Genomic DNA, 18684 nt, shown 5'->3' with positions numbered 1-18684 from the left:
CGGAAGACCAGCGTGGCATGAGCGCGTTTGGCTCTAGTCGAAGAGACTGTGCTTCGCCGTCGGCGGTTCTTGGCTGTCCGTCAGATAGCGTCGTCGGAGGCGAGTGAAGGCGGCGGGGCTGGGGCGGCGCGGGAGGAACTCCTTGATGCGCTGCGCGCATTCGCGTGGGCTTGCCGTGCTGGTGTCGCACTCCACGTCGTAGTCGCCGTGGGCGTGGACCAGGTCGTATTGGTGCGCCGCGAGGCCCGGCGGGCGGTCGCCCCGGGCCAGCTCGCGGCGAGCCAGCTCGTCCAGCGGGCAGTGGACGCCGACAAACAGTACGTCCTCGGGCGGCAGCACCGTCAGGCAGTCGAGCAGTCGCCACGGCTCGCTCAGCACATGGTCGACCACGATGTCGTTGCCCACCTCGGCCATGGCCGCAATCGAGCGGTGGAAGCCCATCCTGGTCCGCCGCAGCGCGGCGTCGAGCTCCTCCGCCCCGAGCTCCCACTTGCTGCGCATCGCATTGAAGCTGTCGACCGCCAAGTGGAAGAAGACGCCGTCATTCAGGATGTCCAGAAGCTCCCGAGCGATGCTTGACTTCCCTGAACTGGAGGTGCCATTGAGGAAGATGATTCGACCAGGTGTCATATCGGCATGGTGACATGGTGCTGTTCCGGCTCCGCGGTGAGGGGACCTCCAGTAGTTCTCGGCGCCCGGCAAGACGGCAGTCTTGGACGCCGTAGGCTCGCGGGCTGTGAGTCAACAGGGTGGAAATGGCGGCGAGCTCGTCGCTTGTCCGAAGGCTGATCAATCGTGTGTCTGGGCTGCGAAGAACCCCGGATCTTCCGAAGTCGTCTGCACTACGGTCGTCCGCAGTTGTGTGCGTGGTGCGGAGGTGGACGATACGTGGGGAGCTATACGACACGACGAGGTGTCCGAACCGGCGCGACGATGTGGCGGGCGCTCTCAGATGGTCCCGAGAAGCGCATCGCCCCCGACGGCGTGATGGATCTGATGTGGTTCCAGGACCGTCTCGTCGTGGCAGGCCCCGACACTCGGACGGTCATCGTGCCGACGCAAGCCGGCAAGGTGACCTGGGGTCTCCAACTCGCTCCGGGCGTGGCGTACGCACTTCTCGGAGTGCCCGCACACGAACTGGCGGAGCGGCGCGTCGAGTTGTCGGACCTCGTCGTACTCCCCAGGCACGACCAGCCCGGACGGCAGGATCACGTTGATGGCCTCCAGCGCTTCGACCGGGGCACCGGCAGCGCGGGCGGCCGCGTCCAGAGCGACGTGGAGGCGGAAGCGGGACGCGGCCTGTTCGGCCTGCTCGATGCCCGCCAGGACCTTCTTGGCGTGTGGCAGGAAGACCTGCCCGTCCAGGCTCAGCCCGCCCGGAGCCTCGGGAGGTCCGCACCAGGAGCGTGACCCCGATGTGCCTCTCCCCAGGGCCGCGATCCGCTCGGAGATCGCCTGCTAGCTGCTCCCCAACTCGTCGGCCGCAGCCTGGAACTGGCCAGTCTCGGCGACGGCCGCGAACGTCCGCAGCGCTTCGGCATCCACGCTTCCGCTAACTTCCACAACCATTGGTTGTGTCGGGCGGGATGCAAGGTTGTTTGATCGAGTGTTGTGCGCGGTGGTGGAATCATCGCGTGTCTACCCGCACAGAGCAGGTTATGTATGTCCAGACCCCTGAGTTCGCGCGTCATGCGAAGCGGATCGTGGAGGTGACTGATGCGACGTCTCGACTGAACGTGCTTCCGTTCAGCGACAGCGAAGGTCGCGAAGAACTACTTTCTGTTGTGTTCGGTGGCCCGCTGCCGGAGTCGGTGACGATCTACCCGCCGTTCTTCACCGAGTACGGGCTGAACACGACGTTCGGGGAGAACGTCTTCGTCAACCAGGGATGCACCTTCATGGACAAGGGGGGCATCCGTATCGGCAACGGCGTCATGATCGCCCCGAAGGTCAGCCTCATCACCGGAGGCCATCCACTGCCCCTGGCCGAGCGCCGCGAGTACCTCGCCTTCGCCCCGATCGTCATCGAAGACGACGTCTGGATCGGGACGGCTGCCGTGATCACGCAGGGGGTGACCATTGGTGCCGGTGCGGTGGTCGCTGCCGGTGCGGTGGTCACTCGTGATGTTCCTGCCGGCACCGTGGTCGCGGGAGTGCCAGCCCGGGTGATCAAGACGATCGACTGAGCCCGGCCGGACTGCCGGCCCGGGGGCGCGCCTCTGCGGTCTGATGCTGATGCCTCGTCACGCCTGGCTGGCCGACGGGCAGTGGGACCGCATCCGACCTCTGCTGCCCTCGTACCGGTCGTCGGGGCAGGCCGTGAGCCGATCAGTGGCCGGTTGCCCCGCGGATTGCCGGGTGCCTCCTCATCGGCCCCGACCTCAACGGGTCCGTCCCATCGCCTGTTCCTGTCCCTGCCTGCGTCCCCGTCCCTGTCCTTGTCCCCGGCCCTGGAGGGTTGGGGCGTGGTCAACGCCCGTTCTGTTGGCGGGGGATGAGCCTGGTGGCCGTGCCAAGTTGTGTGCCGAGCCAGGCACCGTGGGGCCGGGGCCGGGGCTGGGGCTGGGGCGCGGCTACCGGGAGGGGGCGCCGTTACTTCCCGCGCGGGACGGTGAAGTACTCGGATGCGGAGGAGCCCCAGCCTCCGAGGTTGAGGGAGAGGATGGTGCCGTAGCGGGTCCGGGCGGTCGCCAGGCTCATCGGGGATTCCGGGTGTGTGGTGCAGCGCTGGTGGATATCTCCGGGGTCGGTGGTGGGGCACGGGGTGGGTTCGTTGACCCGGTGGGGGAGTGGAGTGTTGGGCGAGTCCCAGTCGAGTTGGAGTCCTGGAGCCTTGAGTGTCGGTGCGGGCATCGTCCTGCCGTCCGGGTGGCGGCCGTGACGGCGCAGGTAGTCGAGTGCGTAGGTCACGGTGCCTGCCGCGTGCGGTACGTCCCGCCCCGCGCTGTCCTGCGGTCCCCAGGCGGCGATGTCGGCCGCTCGGATGCGGCGCAACACGTCGGCGATGTCCCCCTAAACACCGAAGTAGGCGACGGCCTGCATGTCGCACCGGAGGACGTCCGGGGATCGGTTGTTCTCGAAGATCGAGCCGTTGTAGGGCCGGGTGCAGGAGTCGGTGAAGCGCGTGAGCACGTGCTCCAGGCCCGGGACGGCGGCCAGGCGCTCGATCAGGGCGCGCATCTTCCGTTCCTCCTCCGCCCTGCGGGACTCCGCCGCCGGCGACATGGCCCGCGCGCGCAGTGCCTTCTTCGACGGCTCGCGGGAGCACGCCATGGTCAGCCCCACCAACGCGAACGCCAGTAGCAACCCGCCTGCTCGGCCGCACTTCCCACGGACCCGGCGCCACCGGGCCCGCACGGTTTCCGTCATCTGCGAACCTCCGCAGCCAGCTTGCGCTGCGACGGGGGCCGGCCGCATGAGTGCGCGTACTCAGCGCCGGTGGTGTCTACGGGGCGCTGATGCAGTGGCCGAACGGGCTGGACTGTTAGGCGACTCTCTGCATGAGCATGTAGCTGTGCTCATCGAAGATTCTTGGATCGGAGCCAGGTGCGGATGGCCTCAATGTGTTGAGACTTGCTCTCCAGCGGCAGCCAGTGTCCTGCAGGCACCCGCGCCACGGTGAGATCTGCGCAGGCCGCGCGCATCGGGTCGCCTTGGCGGTTTCCCGAGATGTTGCAGATCGCGTCCCACTCGCCGTTGACGAACAGCACCGGCTGCGTCAGGCGCCCGCCGTCGGGTGCTTTGCGCGAGTAAGCGACGTTGGCGTCGTCGTTTGTGTACCACGCAGAGGGAGGACGAAAGCCGTGAGTTGCGAACGCCTGCACCAGGGTGTCGAAGTCCGCCGGTGGCCAGAGAGCCGGATCGGCCGGCGTCGGCGGTGCGCAGTGCGCGGCGCCGAAGCGTCCGCCGTCGCGTGTGACCGTGGCCGTCGGTGAGATGGCGCCGATCGCGGCGGGGCTGCCCGGTTGATAAACCGATGCCAGCGTTGCCGCCGGAGCCGCGTCAAGGTCGGCGACCGCCGCTTCGAAGTGTGTCGTGTAGTAGCGGTAGTAGTCCCACTGTCCGTCCGGATACCGGTCGGCCGGGTAGAGCTGACGGTCGACCAGGGGTACGAGCGTGGCCAGGCTGTTGGCGGTGGGGTAGTAGGCCCACGAGGTCAACACCACGCCGCGGCACCGCTCCGGCTCGTGTGCGGCCACTGCTCCCGCCACGACGCTGCCCCAGTCGTGGCCGATCCAGACCGCGGTTCTGCCGCCGAGATGATCGTGGAGCTCCGTCAGGTCCATCACGACCTCCTCGACGGTGTAGGCGTCGGTATCCGCCGGGGCGGAGGATTCGCCGTACCCGCGCAGATCGGGCGCGACGCAGCGCCACCCGTCGGCAGCGAACGCCTCCATCTGGGCCCGCCACAACAACCCGATGCCCGGCCACCCGTGGAGGAAGAACATCAGCGGTCCATCGGTTGGTCCGCACTCCAGGTAGTGCGTGGTGTGGCGAGGCGTGCCGAGAATGCGCGAGACCAACGGCGGTGCGATGTCGTGCCGAACATCGTCCTTGCCATCCCGTCGACGCGCGTGGGTGGTCCCGGCAACGAGAGCGAACAGGACCAATGCGATGTCCAGGGCTCCATACGCGACGGCTGTTGGTTTGAGCCCGAATCGCTCGACAGCGAGCCCGGCGGCGAGCGCGGGCACACTGAAGGCGAGATAGCTGACGATGTACATCGTCGCGAACACCTGGCCCCGTTGGGCGATCGGTGCCGCCTCACCGAGGGCATGGACGGCGAACCGGAACGTCGCCCCGAACCCGAACCCCGCGATCAGCGACCCGACGACGTAGAGCGGCAGTGCACCCGTCGGCATGGCTGCGATAGTGACCAGGACGCCAATGGCGAGGGGCCCGAGGCCGAACCATGCGCGGTGTTGTGGCGGAGCGAAGGCCGACGCGACCGTGCCCGCCGTCCCTGCGACGAAGAAGACGCCGAGGATGACGCCCGCGACGAAGTGGCTGTGCACGTCGAGGACGGTGGTGAGGATCGACGATCCGAGCGAGAGGTACAAGCCGCCAAGGGCCCACGTCGCACTGATCGACGGCAGCAGTGCGACGAAGACCGGCCGTGTGGCCCGCGGGAGTTGAGCGCTGGGCAGCAGTGACCGCCAAATGGTTTCCCGGGGTGGCGAGTCGGATCGAGCTTTCTCGGGAACCAGCCAGACGAGTGCCGCGAGCACCAGGTACACGACGGTGAGGATCCAGAAGACGAGTTGGCGGGGCAGTGGCGCGAACTCCACCAGGGCGCCGGCGAGGACAGCGCCGATCGCTATCCCCAAGGAAGGGACCGCGCTGCTGATGGTCGAGCCGAGCCGGGGGTTCGGCGCGGACTCCATGATCAGGGCCGTAGTGGCGCCGGCGGCTGTCCCCACGGCAAGCCCCTGCACAATGCGCGCGGCCATCAGGCCGCCGACGCCTGTGGCGACGGCGAAGAGCAGCATGCCCAGAGCGAGCAGCACCAGGGCACCGCAGGCGACAGGCCGACGGCCCACCCGGTCGGAGACCGATCCGACGGTCAACAGGGCGGCGAGCAAGGCGAAGACGTAGACGGCGAAAACGACCGTCAAGGTGAACGTGGAGAGGCCCCACAGGCGCTGATAGACCGGGTAGAGGGGGGACGGCGCCGAAGCGGCAGTGAGCGTGGCCGCGCCCACGGCCCCGGCCAGGAAGAACGAAACTGAACGGTTGAGCACGCGACCTCCATCAAAATGCAATGATCTTTGCTTTAACCCGCCCGGCCCATCGTAGTAGAAGCAAAGATCTTTGCGTATGCTGGTGACGTGTCTCACCATGCAGCCGCCAGCCGCCCCGGAGGGCGGAGCAGTCGAGTACTGACCGCGATCTACACCTCGGTCGGTGAACTCGTGGGCGAGGGCGCCGAAAAGATCACGTTTCCCGTGGTCGCCGAACGAGCCGGGGTCAACCCGACGACGCTCTACCGACGCTGGGACAGCGTCCACGCTCTCCTTGAGGAAGTCGCTGTCGCCGCCCTGACCCGGGACGGTGAGTCAGCGCCCGACACCGGATCCCTCCAGCAGGATCTGACCGAGTGGGCGCAGGTCATCGCCCGCGACATCACGCGTCCCCACCGAGCCCGATACCTGCGCGCGATGGTGTCGGCCCGCACCGAGAACGTCGCGAGTTGCCCGGTCACGGAGAAACGGCGCGAGCAGGCATCGGAGATGGTGAGCCGAGCCCGCGAACGCGGCGAGAAGACACCAAGCGTCCCGCAGATCCTCGACCATGTCATCGCACCTCTGTACCACCACGTCGTATTCGCCTTGCCCGTCGATCGCGAGTACGCGCGACGCCTGGTCCGCGATGTGCTGGCTATGGCTGAGTGACAGGCTGTCCCGCACATGCTGGACGCGCTGCTGGACCTGCACGGCGGCGTGAGCCGGAGATGGTGGTGCCCGACCACACCTCGGTACCGATGTTCCCCGAGGCCGTCTCACGAACGGTCCTTTGCCCGAGCAAGATCAATCACGGGCCACCAGACCCCCGCCGATCCCGGATTCGCTCTCAGAACCCGTTCTCACTTAAAAGTGGGACGGGCCCTCTTCTGAGACTTGCGTTGGGTGAATCCGGGCCCATGACGGACCCTCAGCAGCCTTCCCTGGCCGACCGATCGGTCGACACCGACGACACCGACGACGTCGAACAGGCACGCCTGTCCGAAGTGTGACGCGCAGCCCAGATCACCGTGCCGCTCGCGCGGCGGGCGCGGTCGCCTCCGCCCATCACACCCGCCGCTTCACCCAGGTGCCCCGGCTGAAGAAGGCGCTGCGGACCGCGCGGGAGATCAAGGCTCACGCCCCGCACTGCCGGGTCATCTTCCCCGTGTACGAGATGAAGCGGCTCGGCCGCGACGCCGCCGAACTCACCGCGCTCGCCGACCGCCTCACCGCCCACGGCCTGGTCCTGGAGCTGCTCGCCGGGCCGCTGCTCGGTATCTACGACCCCACCAGGCCGGGGAAGCTGCTGTTCGCGTTCTTCGCCGCGATGGCGGAGAACGAGCGGGAGAACATCCGGGAGTCGACGCTGGAGGGGCTCGACACCGCGGCCCGCAAGGGCAAGCTCGGCGGCCGGCCGCCTGTCATCACCGACGACATGCTGCACACCGTGCTGCGGCACCGCGCGGGCGGCGAGTCCGTCGAGCAGATCCAGCCCGACCTGATCATCCCCACCGGCAAGCGCACGGGCCAGAACCCCTCGGTGGCCAGCACTTACCGGGCGCTCGCCGAGCACGCCGAGCGCAAGGCGTACCCCGAAGCCGTCGAGCGGGCCCACGCCGACTTCGCCGCCCTCCAGTCCGGCGAAGTCCCCGGACCTCGCCTCGCCCTCTCTGACCGAGCGCTACTCTGATTACAGAGAGCTACTTGCCACTTCGCCGTAACTTCGGGAGAACAGGGCCAACTTGAGGCGCCGCAACAAACGCGTGCCTCACCGGGCATGACGCATGAACAGTCAGCTCGGTGTGCGGTCGAGTTGCGCTCCGGCATCGGAGGCGGCACCGGAGTCCGGCGTCGCCCCCTTTCCGGCTGCCGAACTGGTGCGGGTCGGCCTCGGGTTCAATGTCCGTGCCGGTGTGGTGAGTACGGCGAGGCAGCCGACGACCAGGGCGATGCCGGCCCAGCCCAGCGGGGGCAGGTGTTCGCCGACGACCAGGACGGCCAGGACGGCCGCGACGGCGGGTTCGAGCAGGGAAAGGGTGGTTGCGGTGCTGGCCGGGATGTGTGCCAGGCCCCAGCCGAACAGGACGTAGCCGATGAACATGGGCACCAGGGCCAGGTACGCGCCGACGGCGGCGTTCGACCAGGAGGCGAGGAGCGGGGCGCCGGTGGCCAGCAGCACGGGCAGGAGCAGCACTCCGCCCAGTCCGAAGACGGCACCCATGGACGCGCCGGAGGTGACGCCACGACTGATCAGGCGGTGGGCGGCCCAGGAGTAGAGGGCGTAGGTGGAGCCGGCGATCAGGCCGAGTCCGATGCCGAGCACGGTCGCCGCTGTGGAGTGGGCGCCGGGCGCGGAGTGCGGGTTGGCAGCTTCGGCCGCGCACAGCAGCACGGTCCCGGTCAGCCCGAGGGCGGCGCCCGTCATCCAACGGCGCGTCAGGCGGCGGCCGTCCACGACGCGTTCGACCACGGCGGAGGCGAGCGGGGCCGAGCCGATCGACACCACGGTCCCGGCGGCGACCCCGGCCAGGTGCATGGAGGTGTAGAACGCGAGGGGGTAGGCGCCGACCGCCAGTGCGCCGAGCAGCACCACACCGCGTTGGGCCCGGAGCCCGGACGCTTCCCTGGTGATGCGCGGGGCGGCCACGAGGGCTTGCAGCAGGCCGCCCAGTCCCATGGCGGCGGCTCCGATCGCGAGCGGCCCCACGGCCGGGGCCAAGGTGGCGGCGGTGCCTGTGGTGCCCCACAGCACGGACGCCAGGAGTACGCACGCCGATCCCGTGCCCACCGAGCCGGTGGCGTGCCCGGCGGGCCGCCTCACCATCGGTCCAGCAGGTCGGCCGCCATGGTCCGGGCGTGTTCCAGGCGCGTGCCCGCGCCTTCCAGTCCGGCCCGGGCCATCGCGCCTTCCAACAGGAACGCCAGGTGCTCCGCCACCTTGTGGGCCTCCGCGCGCCTGCCAGGCAGCAGCTCTTCGACGTGTCCGGCGAGCAGGGACTCGACGTCCTCCTTGTGTTGGCGGACGAGGGCCCGCCCCGCGTCGCCGGCCGGGAGTTCGGCCGCCGCGTTGAGCAGGCCGCACCCGCGGAAGCCGTGCTCGTAGGCGAAGGCGGCGTGGTCGGCGTACGCGTCGAAGACGGCCAGGACACGGCCGCGGGGGTCGCTGGCCTGTGCCAGGCGCCGACGGTAGAGGCCCAACCACTCCTCGTGCCGCTCGTCGAGGTAGGCCCACACCAGGTCGGCCTTGGAGGAGAAGTTGTTGTAGAGGCTCATCTTCGCCACGCCGGCCTCGGCGGTGATGGTGTCGATGCCTGTGGCCGACACGCCGTCGGCGTAGAAGCGGCGTGCCGCGGCGGCGAGCAGCCGCTCGCGCGCGGCTCCGCGCCGCCTGCCGGGCGGTTGCCTGGCCGCGGTGCCTGCTTCGCTCATCGAACCTCACCTTCCCTATTAGGTAGACAGACCTACCTAATATAGCGCCGAGGGGCTGCCGCGACCACTACGTGGCGCGGCAGCGCAGCGCTTGCCCCCCTTGCCCCCGAACACAGGAAACGGCCCACACGGCCCCGGTCGCGACGCAGCGCACCAACCCCACCCGCGAGGGACCATCGGAACCACAGGCATCGGAACCACAGGCATCTGCAACAAGACATCGACAACACAGGCACCCGATTCACGAGCACGCGATTCAGAAGGACCCGATTCACGAGCGTTCATCAAGCGCAGCACTGAGAGGACCACCATGGAATTCGTCAGGCAGCAGCCCACCGGCAAGGCGCCGGCCGATTGGTTCACCGGGGACGTGTGGTGGGACGTCATCGTCGCCGGCCGGGAACCCTCCCGGATGCGCGTCAACCTCGTCCGCTTCTCCCCGGGCGCCCGCACCCACTGGCACTCCCACGCCGTCGGACAGACCCTCCACGTCACTTCAGGCATCGCCCTGATCGGCACGCGGGACGGCGTCATCCTGGAAGCTCACCCAGGCGAGACCATCAGCTGCCCGCCCGGCGAGGAACACTGGCACGGCGCCACCCCCGACCGCTTCATGGCACACCTCGCCATGTGGGAAGGCACCGAGGACGACTCCCCCGAAACGCTGTGGGCCGAGTTGGTCACCGACCAGCAGTACAACGGCTCGCGCCGCCGCAGCCAGTAACCAGTAACCAGCAAGAATGCCGGGCCACCGCCTCGTTGGGGGCACCTCCGCCTGGTCATGGATGCGTACGCGGGAGGGGATGAGCGGCGAAGAACGCCATCACGGTCTGCGCGGCGTTGACCGAGTGGGTCGTGCCGCCGGGGCCGCTGGGCTTGGTGGCACCCGGCCAGGTGTGTCCGCCGCCGATGATGCGGTAGTTGACGACGGTGTTCCCGCTGGCGCAGCCCGACCACGTGGTCTGGACGACATCGGGCGCGAGCCTGCGATCGGTGGCTCGTCCCGTGCACCGGTCACGCTGGCGCCACAGTTGGATCCAGTCATCGGTCGAGTACAGCCTGCGGGCCGGTTTTCCGTCGTAGGGGATGACCGGGTCGGCGGTGCCGTGCATGTTGAGGACCGGGAGGGGGCGCCCGCCGGCGGTGCAGTGGTTGTAGTCCTGGTAGAACGCCGCGGAGAGGGTCGCGACCGCCGCGACTCCACCGATGCGACATGCCGCCGACGCGGCGAACCCGGCACCGTCCGACTTGCCGGTCATGCCGATACGAGTGGCGTCGACGCACGGCGACTGTGCCAGCCAACGCACCAAGTCGGTGGCGAACGCGTAGTCGTGCGCCCAGGCACCGAGGTAGGGGCTGGCCTCCCAAGACGGCTTTCCGTCCTTGCCGTTGAGGCCCTGGGCGTAGAGCACGATGGCGTCGGCGTCGTCGAGCCGCGCATACGCCGCGAATCGGCTGTCGGTCTCGCCGCGCCCGTGGAAGGCGATGACCGCGGGTTTCCTCGTCCGGGGCGAGAAGTCGGCCGGCAGGTGCTCGATGAACGTACGGGACTGCCCGCCGACGTTCATGGTTCGCGTAGTGGAGGAGTTCGCCGCGCCCGTGCACGCCGACCCACCGTCGGCCGGCCCGACCGAGGCGGATCGGCCCGCGGCCGTAGCCATGGTTGTGGTTGTCGCGGTGGTTGTGGTGCGAGCGGATGAACACGCTGTCAGCGAACCCGCCGCCAGTGCGGCGGCGAGCCCGACGGCCAGGCAGGTCGCCGACCGGCGGTGCAGGCGCCGACGCGTACCCTGTCGCAAGCGAATTCGCATGAGTGCTCGTCTCCCTCGGATCGCGCTCGTTGGGTGGCTCTTGTTGCGCCCCACCAAAAAACCCATCAACTCATCAACCCATCAACCCAGCAACGCCGCGGTGCTGTCACGCAGTTCACGCAGGTGCTGTCCGGTGAGTTCTTCGGCGGTGGTGGGATCCTGGTCCCGCACCGCCTCGAAGATCGCCCGGTGCTGGTCGCGGTCGCGGGGACGGTCCCGGACGAGCCGCCGCAGGGATCGCTGTTCTCGGCTTCGCACCGCGAGCAGCGAGTCGATGACGTCGAACAGCATGGGATTGCCGGAGCAACCGGCCAGTTCGCGATGGAAGTTGCGCGGGCCGGTCCGGGGCACGCACGGCCGTGTGGCGATCTCCACGGTGATCTCCAGTCGCGCCAACTGGTCGTCGGTGCGGTGCTGGGCGGCGAGCGCGGCGATGCCTGGTTCGATCGTGAGCCGTGCCTCGACCAGCTGGAGGATCTGCTCGTTGCGGAGGGGCATGGAGTGCGGATTGGGCAGCAGCGTCCGGCGCAGCCCGGGGCCGACGAAGATGCCGGAGCCGTGCCGGAGTTGGACGGCGTCGGTCGCCTGGAGCCTGCGGAGGGCTTCCCGGATAGTGGGTGGGGTCACGCCGAACTTTTCGGCCAGGGCCCGCACGGTCGGCAGGTTGTCGCCGGGCGCGAGCCCCCGCTCCGCGATCAGGTCGAGCAAGCCGGCGGCCAGCCGCTCGGAGAGGCCGCCTGGCGGCCGCGCCTGACCCTCGTCTCCCACCGTGCCGGATGACATAACTCAGCCTCCCGCCAACGCAATTGACCAATTGACTATATCAATTTCGAGAGTGGTGAGAACGGCGTTCGAGCAAGAGGGGATGGAGTCGGGGGACAGCTGCCCGGTCGGGCGCGCTGGCCGAGGGCTCCTCCCGTGAAGCACCCCCCGCAGCAGTTCGACGGTTACGGTCCAACTACGGATCCGGGCCTGGGTTTGGAGGGTCGTATGCCGTGTCGGATACTGGCACGATGCAGACAATCTCCCTGGACGAGCAGGCGCGCGAGCACCTGGAACGCGCGGCAGGTGCCACTTCCGGACGCAGTGCGGCAACCGTCTACGCCGGTCACGAGCGCGGACTGCGTCAGACCGTCCTGGCGTTGACCGCCGGTTCCGGCCTTGCAGAGCACGACAGCCCCGGGGACGCAACTCTTCTTGTGCTGCACGGACATGTGCGGCTCACCGAGGGCGACACCTCCTGGGAGGGGCGGGCCGGCGATCTGCTCGTCATCCCCCCGGTTCGCCACAGTCTCGACGCGATCGAGAACTCAGCGGTGCTCCTCACCGTCGCCAAGACCGGCTGACCAACACACCGGACAGGCACCGGCACCAGCGAGCGCAAGGCGACGGTCCGCGCACTCGCTGGTGCTGCGGTCGGACGGTCAGAGCTGGGGCGCGTGGCCGGTGCCGCTGCCGACGTGCTGCGGCTCCGGACAACGGGCCTCTGAAGGTTGTTGCGACGCAACTCCGTGTGCTGCGCCACCCGATGCGCCCGGCGCCACGGCGCGGTCAACGTGGAGATGGCAGCCGGAGCGGACTGGGGCAGCGTTCATCGTTGAGTTCGCGCCGGTGCGGTGACTGCGCAGAGGCGGCTGTTGCGCTCCTGCGGGGTGTCAGTGGACAGTGCAGCCTGCGCGTGCGCCTTCCACAGCCGGTGCGCGTCGACGGATTGCCCGTCGTAGCACGTCCCGTTGCCGCAGACCCCGCCGGCGGGATCGTAGGGGAGGTCAGGACCGCGCCACCCGCACGCACATCCGGGAACGAGGGCCAGCGGCTGTTCGGACGGGACACCAAGCTCGGGACCGAGCCACGTGCCGCCGTAGGCGGTGGAGTCGTCGGTGAACTGGCGCTCGCGTTGGGCCTGTCCCGGTGCGAGGGCGGAGGTTGAGTCATCAGCAAGGCGGCCGAGGACGAACCCCCCGTGCCGGGCGCCCTCGTCATCGCTGAGAAGCCACATCACGCCGCCAGCCGTCCGTCCCGCAGCGCTGCTCTCCGACGTGGGTTGAGGGGGCGGGGCCGCAACGCCGATGGCGGCCAAGGCTTCGGTCAAAGCGTCATGGGCGGCATGCGCGTCGAACTGGGCGCCGTAGCGGAGGGCGACGGCAGTAAGTCGTGCGTACGCCTGCTCGTACTCGTGGGGAGTGAGGGTTCGAGGCTCTTTTGCGAAGCCTTGACTCGCTGTCATGACGCCAACCTTGCAACATTCTTCGCCGAACGCAAAGTGCTCGGAAGCGGGACCCGGCTCTCGGGTTCTTCGGCAGGTACCGCTTCGGCCAACTCCACTCGCTGTGCGAAAGGGGCGCCCCGCCCGATGCCAGGCCGCGCGACTCGTCGGACAGGCCCGAGGCGCGGTTGCCTGGTCGCGCACCATGGTGTGTCTTCCCGCTGCAGTGGCGCCTGTCCCGTCAGAGGTCACATGCCGACAGCTGACGGCGCGGGGAAGTGCGGGGTGCCAGGGAGCCCTGCGGTGAACGTGGCGCCGCTGGCGGTGGGTTCGACGTAGAGGCGGCCGTTGTGACGGGTGGCGATCTCGCGGGCGAGGGCCAGGCCGGGGCCGCTGCCGCCCGCGTCGCGGCTGCGGGCTTCGTCGAGCCGGGTGAAGCGTTCGAAGATCCGCTCACGGTCGGCCGGGGCGAGAGGGGAGCCGTCGTTGTGGACGCGGATGCGGAGCGTTCCGTCGGTGGTGCCGGCCGCGTCGAGGGCCTCGACGGTCACGGTGACGGTCGTATGGGCGTGGCGTACCGCGTTGTTGAGGAGGTTGCGCAGGAGCCGGGCCAGTTGGAGGGCGTTGCCGTGTACGGGGGCGGTCGGTGGGGCGTGGACGGTGAGGGTGGGAGCGGGTGGGCGTCCGGTTCGGAGCTCCGTTGCCAGTTCCCGGGCCAGGCTGGCGATGTCGACCAGGGCGGTCCGTTCCCGGTCGCGGTCGGGGCGGGCGAGGAAGAGCAGGTCGTCGGCGAGTTCTTGCAGGCGGCGGGTGGCTGCCAGGGACTGCCGGGTGGCGTCGGGCCAGTCGGTGGTGTGGGGATGGGCGAGGGAGATCTCCAACTGGGTGCGCAACGCCGTGAGGGGGCTGCGGAGTTCGTGTGCGGCGTCGGCGACGAAGCGTTGCTGTTGTGCGGCGGCGTGTTCCAGCGGGTCGAGGGTTTCGTTGGTGGTGAGTCATCCGGGAGATCTCGTCCCGGGCGCGGGGGACCGGGACCCGCCGGTCCAGGCGCCGTTCGCCGATCTCCGCGAGTTGGGAGCGGATGGTGCGGATGGCCTCGACGGGACGCAGCGCCCGCCGGGTGGAGAGGTACGACGCCGCGGCCACGACGAGGGCGGCGAGGGGGACTCCGGTCCACAGGTGGGGCGCCAAGTCGTCGACGGCGGCCTGGGCGGCGTCGGGCTCGGCCGTACCACCGCACTGACCCTGGCGGCCGGGCTCGCCGCCATGCTCCTCGCCGGATGCGGTAGCGACTCCCACCGCGGCGACCACACCAACGGCAAGGACACCGTCGCTTCCCTCCAGACCCCCGAAGTCAACACCAACTCAGCAGCCCCCACTGCCGGTTCGGGGAAGAAGTACAAGGCGGGCAGCAAGGAAGCGGCCCAGGCGTTCGACGAGTGGCACGCCAAGTTCAAGTCGTGCACGGCCAAGAAGGCCCAACAGGTCGGCATCGAAGTGGAAGAGGGCACCGGAAGGAACCAAGGAGACCTCGTCCCCAAGAACGTGCGCGAAATGGGCACCGGCCAGGGCAGCGACGGTAGACCCACCTACACTGACGAATTCGCCCGGAAGTGGTTCGAGGACATCATGGGCCCCTGCCGCAAGGAACTACCGGCCCCGGAGACCGACGACGACAAGAGCGACGCCGCCCGACTCGCCGAACTCCGCACGATGTACGCGTGCCTGAACAAGGCGGGCCTCGACGGCCTGCACGAACCCACCCTGGACGCCCCCGTCCTGTTCACGGTCGACGGCACCCGCAAGTACATCGGCCGCGACGTCGACCCCAAGTCCAAGCACATCCTCAGCACCTGCGGAGTCACCCACGGCTGAGAACTCCCCGGCCGTCCGACACCATGGACGGCCGGGCCGTCATCTTCGACCGGCGCATGCGTCCCGTGTGCTCTTGGTAGCCGGCCGGTGCGTGGGGAAGATCAGCCGAGGCCGGTGACGCGCATGGTGATGTTGAGACGGCCGGCGGTGATGCCGGTGGCGGGGTCACCAGTCCCCGGATACACCTTGGGTACCCCGTGGTACACGAACCGCGACGGCCCGCCGAAAACGAACAGGTCTCCCGACGCCAACTCGATGTCGGTGTAAGGCTTGGTACGGGTCTCCGTGTTGCCGAACCTGAAGACGCAGGTGTCACCGATGCTGAGCGAGACCACCGGCGCACCCGAGCGCTCTTCCTTGTCCTGGTGCATGCCCAACTTGGCCGCACTGTCATAGAAGTTGATCAGCGCGGTGTCCGGGGTGTACTCGTCGCCCGCCGAGGGGTCCTGATACGCCTCGACCAGCGCCCGCCGCCCCAACGCCACCATCCAGTCCGGGAATTCGGCGACCCGGGCGCCGTTCACGTCATCGGCGGTGCGGCTGTACGCATACGGTTGCCAGTGCCATCCGACGCACACGGTCTGCACGGACATCACGCCACCCCGCGGGAGTTTGGTGTGCCGGATGGGCACCGGGCCGCGCGCCCAGCCGCGGCAGGCGGTAACCAGCTCGCGCTGCTCCGCGAGCGAGAGCCAACCGGGGACGTGGACCGCCCCGGGAGCCAGTTCCCGACGGGCGCGCTCTTCGGACCCGGGCGACGTCCCGGGCCGACGGGGTCCCCCGGGGCTGCTCGGTCCACCGGGCCCGCGGAGCTGCCCGACATCCTCGAAGCCGGGGAATGGGGTGGTCATGACCGTGGTGACCTGCCTTGATGTGGGTGGGGAGGTGGAGGGGTGGCCTGGAAGAGGTCTCCGGGAGGCGGGCTGCTCGCCTGTCCACTTTCAGGTGTCCGCGGGTGTTCGTGGTCCCTACCTTCAGCGTGCCACGGGTCGGAGGGGGCGGATGCCGTGGGGCGGGGGCGGGCCACTGGGGATCGGTGCCGGCGGACCGCGGGCACCCTCCGGCCCAGGGCCGTGATCATCCGATGACGTAGCGTGCCTCTGGCTCATACGGCTCATACGGCTCATACGGCTCATACGGCTCATACGGCTCATACGGCTCGTATGGCTCATGAGGTGTGCCGACTCTCATGTGCCGGCCGATGGCGGACGGTCAACGGTCAACGGCCGTAGGGGGCACGGCAGTTCGCTCGGCGGCCCGGTACGGCTCCGCGGGCGACTGCCGTGACGGGCGCGCCCTGGGCGCCCGCGAGCGGCGGCCGGCCAGCGGCTCGATGGCGGTCAGATGAGCGTGGGCTGAAGGGCGCCTTCGTGGGTGAGCAGCGCGGTCTTGCGTTCCACGCCCGCCGCGTAACCCCGCATGGTGCCGTCGGCGCCGACCACCCGGTGGCAGGGGCGTACGAGCAGCAGCGGATTCGCCCCGATCGCGGCCCCCAGGGCGCGGACGTCGGCGCGCGGCACGTCGAGGGCCTCGGCAAGACGGCCGTAGGTGGTCGTGGTCCCGTACGGAATGTCGTCCAGGGCCCGCCAGATGCGCTCCTGGAAGTCCGTACCCGTGGTGTGGAACTCCAGCTTGAACTTGGTCAGTCGGCCGTCGAAGTAGGCCCGGAGCTGCCGGATGACCTCGGCGAACGGGGCGGCGTCGCGCCGCCAGTGCGAGGCAACGGTCGGGGCCGTGCGCTGCTCGGGCATGGAGAGCGAGGTGAGGGCGATGCCGCCGGGCGCGGTGGGGGAGCCGACACCGACGAGCAGCAGCTCGCCGACAGGGCTGTCGAGGGTCGTGTAGGAGGTCGTAGTGGGGGCGGTGGAAGTGCTGATGGTGGTGTCGTGAGTGTTCATGGCGCGTCCTCGGGCGTGCTGTTACCTGGGCTTTCTTTGAGTCTGCCGGTTTTCCGAAGCGAAGGCTGGCGGAAATCGGACGTGGCGATTCGGAGCGGGAGGGGAAAGGACGTCGCACGGCGGGTGGTTGCCCGCCGTGGGGCGTGCAGGGCGTGAGTAGCGAGGGTGGCGGGCGACAGAAAGCCCGGCGGCCGCTGCGTGGCGTGCGAGAGGCATGCGCAAAGACGAGCCGGAAGCCAGACGTCCGGGTGGCTACGGCTACGGCTACGGATACGGCGATGAGGACGGCCCTGGCGCGGCCCGCTGGAGGGGGCGGCACCAGAGCCTTCGCACGTGCCTCGTATCCGTGTGGGCGTTCGGCTAGGCGGCCTCGACGACCTCCGTGACCTCAGCGCGCACCGCTAGCGTCCAGATCTCCAGCAGCACCGCATACTCCGCCATGTCCTGCGCCGTCCAGGCCAGACCGTGCCGGGCGCGCACAAAACGCCGGATCGAGTCATTGGCCTCGGACGCAGGAACGGGCGTAGCCGTATGGGCAGAAGGAGTTGGGGACATGTGAGACATGCTAGGGGCAGCCACTGACAACGCATTCCCGCGCGGTTCAGCCATGAGGCCCCCGAGCCCGCTCCATTGATCGCCCTGACTCCACCTCAACTCGCTGACCAGTAAAGACCGTCAGCACCTCACCCTCCCCTCGCTGCCTGCATGTGTCCATTCCCACACGCTCCGCGCTCGCCCCACCCTGTCCGCCGGCCCGCGAACCGTCAACAGGGCGTCATGCGATCCGGCCTACGGAAGACCGCTGCCGCTCCGCCCGGTGACAACGGACCCGCGGGGCAGGGCGGATGAGAGCCCCCACGGCGACGAGCGGACGCGCGAGTCGTTCTCGGCTGGATTTCTCGGGCGCAGCGACAATGCCAGCGGTCGTGGCGCGTTCCCCGGATCGGGTGATGTTTATGAGGCGTGTGCGGAGCGGGGGTTGAGCTTTTGCAGGGGGATCCGGGAGCGTGCGGAGGGGCGTTGGCGGTTGCTGTAGGGCTGGTCGGGACGCGCGGGCGCGCGGGGTGGTGTATCCGCGGGCGGGGGCCGCGGGGTGGCCTGACGGTGCGGCGGCGCGGAGTGTCAGTGGTCGCCCGTACTGTAGCCCCGTAACTATCCGAGCTGCTGGCGCTTCTCGGACCCGCCCCGCTCCCGTGGCAACGCCCGGGAGCGGGGCTCTTTGCCGCTTCCTTGCCGCTCCGCTTCTTTCTGCTCCGCTCCTTTCCGCTCAGCTTTCGCTCGGGGGCGGGAGACGCCGGGTGTCGGCCCCGAAGGCCAGGTGTGTGGTCCGGGTGGCGAGGAGCCATATGCCGTCGACCTTGCGGAAGGTGTCCTCGTAGTGGCCCACGTTGGTGGGCAGTTGGGGAGGGACCATACCGTCGACGAAGCCGTCCACCCGGTACGTGGTGAGGTAGGAGGTGGCGGTCGCCGTCGTGGGGGAGGTGACGGAGACCAGGATGTTCGTCATCAGGCGTCGGGACAGCCGGTCCCCGGGGCGGGAGCCGAAGTACTCGCGCAACGCTTCGCGTCCGGCGACACGGCGTTGGGCGTGGGGCCATTCCCAGACGCCGTCGTCCGTGAACAGTTCGGCGACGGAGCCCGGGTCGCCGAGGTCGAGACGGTGGACGAAGCCGATGATCAGCCGTTCACAGGCGCGCTCGGCGAGCAGCCGATCCATCGGATCGATCGTTTCGTCAGGCATG

At 69.2% G+C, this 18684-nt stretch carries 21 protein-coding genes; 7 read left to right on the top strand and 14 right to left on the bottom strand.

The window, feature by feature from the left end; all coding sequences use genetic code 11:
* Window positions 1-33 precede the first annotated feature (33 nt).
* A complete protein-coding gene (locus PV796_RS00840) occupies window positions 34-630 on the bottom strand; it encodes a chloramphenicol phosphotransferase CPT family protein (RefSeq protein WP_274910785.1) in 597 nt (198 codons plus the stop codon).
* A 303-nt stretch (window positions 631-933) separates the two neighbouring features.
* Between PV796_RS00840 and PV796_RS00835 the strand changes: the two genes are divergently transcribed.
* Together PV796_RS00835 and PV796_RS00830 are read left to right on the top strand one after the other, a co-directional pair.
* Window positions 934-1410 carry a DUF6597 domain-containing transcriptional factor gene (locus tag PV796_RS00835; protein WP_342456948.1) on the top strand — a complete coding sequence of 159 codons (477 nt, stop codon included), beginning with the start codon at window positions 934-936 and terminating at the stop codon, window positions 1408-1410.
* Window positions 1411-1658: 248 nt separating this feature from the next.
* Window positions 1659-2186 (top strand): sugar O-acetyltransferase, encoded by a 528-nt coding sequence (locus PV796_RS00830; RefSeq protein ID WP_274910783.1) that lies wholly within the window; start codon window positions 1659-1661, stop codon window positions 2184-2186.
* Window positions 2187-2592: 406 nt separating this feature from the next.
* On the opposite strand, the gene PV796_RS00825 is transcribed toward PV796_RS00830, so the two are convergent.
* The 3 genes from PV796_RS00825 to PV796_RS00815 all read right to left on the bottom strand — a co-directional run bounded on the left by PV796_RS00825 (window position 2593) and on the right by PV796_RS00815 (window position 5741).
* On the bottom strand, window positions 2593-2997 hold the full coding sequence (locus PV796_RS00825; protein ID WP_274910782.1) for a hypothetical protein: 405 nt from the start codon (window positions 2995-2997) through the stop codon (window positions 2593-2595).
* A 15-nt stretch (window positions 2998-3012) separates the two neighbouring features.
* Window positions 3013-3369, bottom strand: a complete 357-nt coding sequence (locus PV796_RS00820; protein ID WP_274910781.1) for a hypothetical protein — start codon at window positions 3367-3369, stop codon at window positions 3013-3015.
* Between the two features lie 149 nt (window positions 3370-3518).
* Window positions 3519-5741 carry an alpha/beta fold hydrolase gene (locus tag PV796_RS00815; protein WP_274910779.1) on the bottom strand — a complete coding sequence of 741 codons (2223 nt, stop codon included), beginning with the start codon at window positions 5739-5741 and terminating at the stop codon, window positions 3519-3521.
* An 87-nt stretch (window positions 5742-5828) separates the two neighbouring features.
* Here PV796_RS00815 and PV796_RS00810 point away from each other — a divergent pair, with 87 nt between their 5' ends.
* Complete coding sequence (locus PV796_RS00810; RefSeq protein WP_274910778.1) at window positions 5829-6392, top strand: TetR/AcrR family transcriptional regulator; 564 nt, start codon at window positions 5829-5831, stop codon at window positions 6390-6392.
* A gap of 337 nt (window positions 6393-6729) precedes the next feature.
* A complete protein-coding gene (locus PV796_RS00805; protein ID WP_274910776.1) occupies window positions 6730-7413 on the top strand; it encodes a recombinase family protein in 684 nt (227 codons plus the stop codon).
* 102 nt (window positions 7414-7515) lie between these two features.
* Here PV796_RS00805 and PV796_RS00800 read toward each other — a convergent pair whose 3' ends face one another.
* Entirely contained in the window at window positions 7516-8547 is a 1032-nt protein-coding gene (locus PV796_RS00800; RefSeq protein WP_274910775.1) for a DMT family transporter, read from the bottom strand.
* Window positions 8541-9152, bottom strand: a complete 612-nt coding sequence (locus PV796_RS00795) for a TetR/AcrR family transcriptional regulator (RefSeq protein WP_274910774.1) — start codon at window positions 9150-9152, stop codon at window positions 8541-8543. Before PV796_RS00795 ends, PV796_RS00800 begins: the two co-directional genes overlap by 7 nt.
* A 310-nt stretch (window positions 9153-9462) precedes the next feature.
* Here PV796_RS00795 and PV796_RS00790 point away from each other — a divergent pair, with 310 nt between their 5' ends.
* Window positions 9463-9876 carry a (R)-mandelonitrile lyase gene (locus PV796_RS00790; protein WP_274910773.1) on the top strand — a complete coding sequence of 138 codons (414 nt, stop codon included), beginning with the start codon at window positions 9463-9465 and terminating at the stop codon, window positions 9874-9876.
* Between the two features lie 55 nt (window positions 9877-9931).
* On the opposite strand, the gene PV796_RS00785 is transcribed toward PV796_RS00790, so the two are convergent.
* Together PV796_RS00785 and PV796_RS00780 are read right to left on the bottom strand one after the other, a co-directional pair.
* A complete protein-coding gene (locus tag PV796_RS00785) occupies window positions 9932-10720 on the bottom strand; it encodes an alpha/beta hydrolase family esterase (protein ID WP_274910772.1) in 789 nt (262 codons plus the stop codon).
* Between the two features lie 324 nt (window positions 10721-11044).
* A complete protein-coding gene (locus PV796_RS00780; RefSeq protein WP_274910771.1) occupies window positions 11045-11746 on the bottom strand; it encodes a FadR/GntR family transcriptional regulator in 702 nt (233 codons plus the stop codon).
* A 230-nt stretch (window positions 11747-11976) separates the two neighbouring features.
* Here PV796_RS00780 and PV796_RS00775 point away from each other — a divergent pair, with 230 nt between their 5' ends.
* A complete protein-coding gene (locus tag PV796_RS00775) occupies window positions 11977-12309 on the top strand; it encodes a cupin domain-containing protein (protein ID WP_274910770.1) in 333 nt (110 codons plus the stop codon).
* 245 nt (window positions 12310-12554) lie between these two features.
* Here PV796_RS00775 and PV796_RS00770 read toward each other — a convergent pair whose 3' ends face one another.
* Together PV796_RS00770 and PV796_RS00765 are read right to left on the bottom strand one after the other, a co-directional pair.
* A complete protein-coding gene (locus PV796_RS00770) occupies window positions 12555-13190 on the bottom strand; it encodes a hypothetical protein (protein ID WP_274910769.1) in 636 nt (211 codons plus the stop codon).
* A 227-nt stretch (window positions 13191-13417) separates the two neighbouring features.
* Window positions 13418-14137: a sensor histidine kinase gene (locus PV796_RS00765; protein WP_274918804.1), complete on the bottom strand. Its 720-nt coding sequence runs from the start codon at window positions 14135-14137 to the stop codon at window positions 13418-13420.
* A gap of 22 nt (window positions 14138-14159) precedes the next feature.
* Here PV796_RS00765 and PV796_RS00760 point away from each other — a divergent pair, with 22 nt between their 5' ends.
* Complete coding sequence (locus PV796_RS00760; protein WP_274910768.1) at window positions 14160-15044, top strand: hypothetical protein; 885 nt, start codon at window positions 14160-14162, stop codon at window positions 15042-15044.
* Window positions 15045-15145: 101 nt separating this feature from the next.
* On the opposite strand, the gene PV796_RS00755 is transcribed toward PV796_RS00760, so the two are convergent.
* The 4 genes from PV796_RS00755 to PV796_RS00740 all read right to left on the bottom strand — a co-directional run bounded on the left by PV796_RS00755 (window position 15146) and on the right by PV796_RS00740 (window position 18683).
* Window positions 15146-15895 (bottom strand): alpha-ketoglutarate-dependent dioxygenase AlkB family protein, encoded by a 750-nt coding sequence (locus PV796_RS00755; protein WP_274910766.1) that lies wholly within the window; start codon window positions 15893-15895, stop codon window positions 15146-15148.
* Window positions 15896-16384: 489 nt separating this feature from the next.
* Complete coding sequence (locus PV796_RS00750) at window positions 16385-16942, bottom strand: methylated-DNA--[protein]-cysteine S-methyltransferase (RefSeq protein ID WP_274910765.1); 558 nt, start codon at window positions 16940-16942, stop codon at window positions 16385-16387.
* A gap of 360 nt (window positions 16943-17302) precedes the next feature.
* On the bottom strand, window positions 17303-17497 hold the full coding sequence (locus PV796_RS00745) for a hypothetical protein (RefSeq protein ID WP_274910764.1): 195 nt from the start codon (window positions 17495-17497) through the stop codon (window positions 17303-17305).
* A 712-nt stretch (window positions 17498-18209) separates the two neighbouring features.
* Window positions 18210-18683 carry a nuclear transport factor 2 family protein gene (locus PV796_RS00740; RefSeq protein WP_274910763.1) on the bottom strand — a complete coding sequence of 158 codons (474 nt, stop codon included), beginning with the start codon at window positions 18681-18683 and terminating at the stop codon, window positions 18210-18212.
* Window position 18684 lies beyond the last annotated feature (1 nt).

Source organism: Streptomyces sp. WZ-12 (assembly GCF_028898845.1).
Lineage (GTDB): Bacteria > Actinomycetota > Actinomycetes > Streptomycetales > Streptomycetaceae > Streptomyces.
This window is presented reverse-complemented; position numbering and strand designations above follow the sequence as displayed.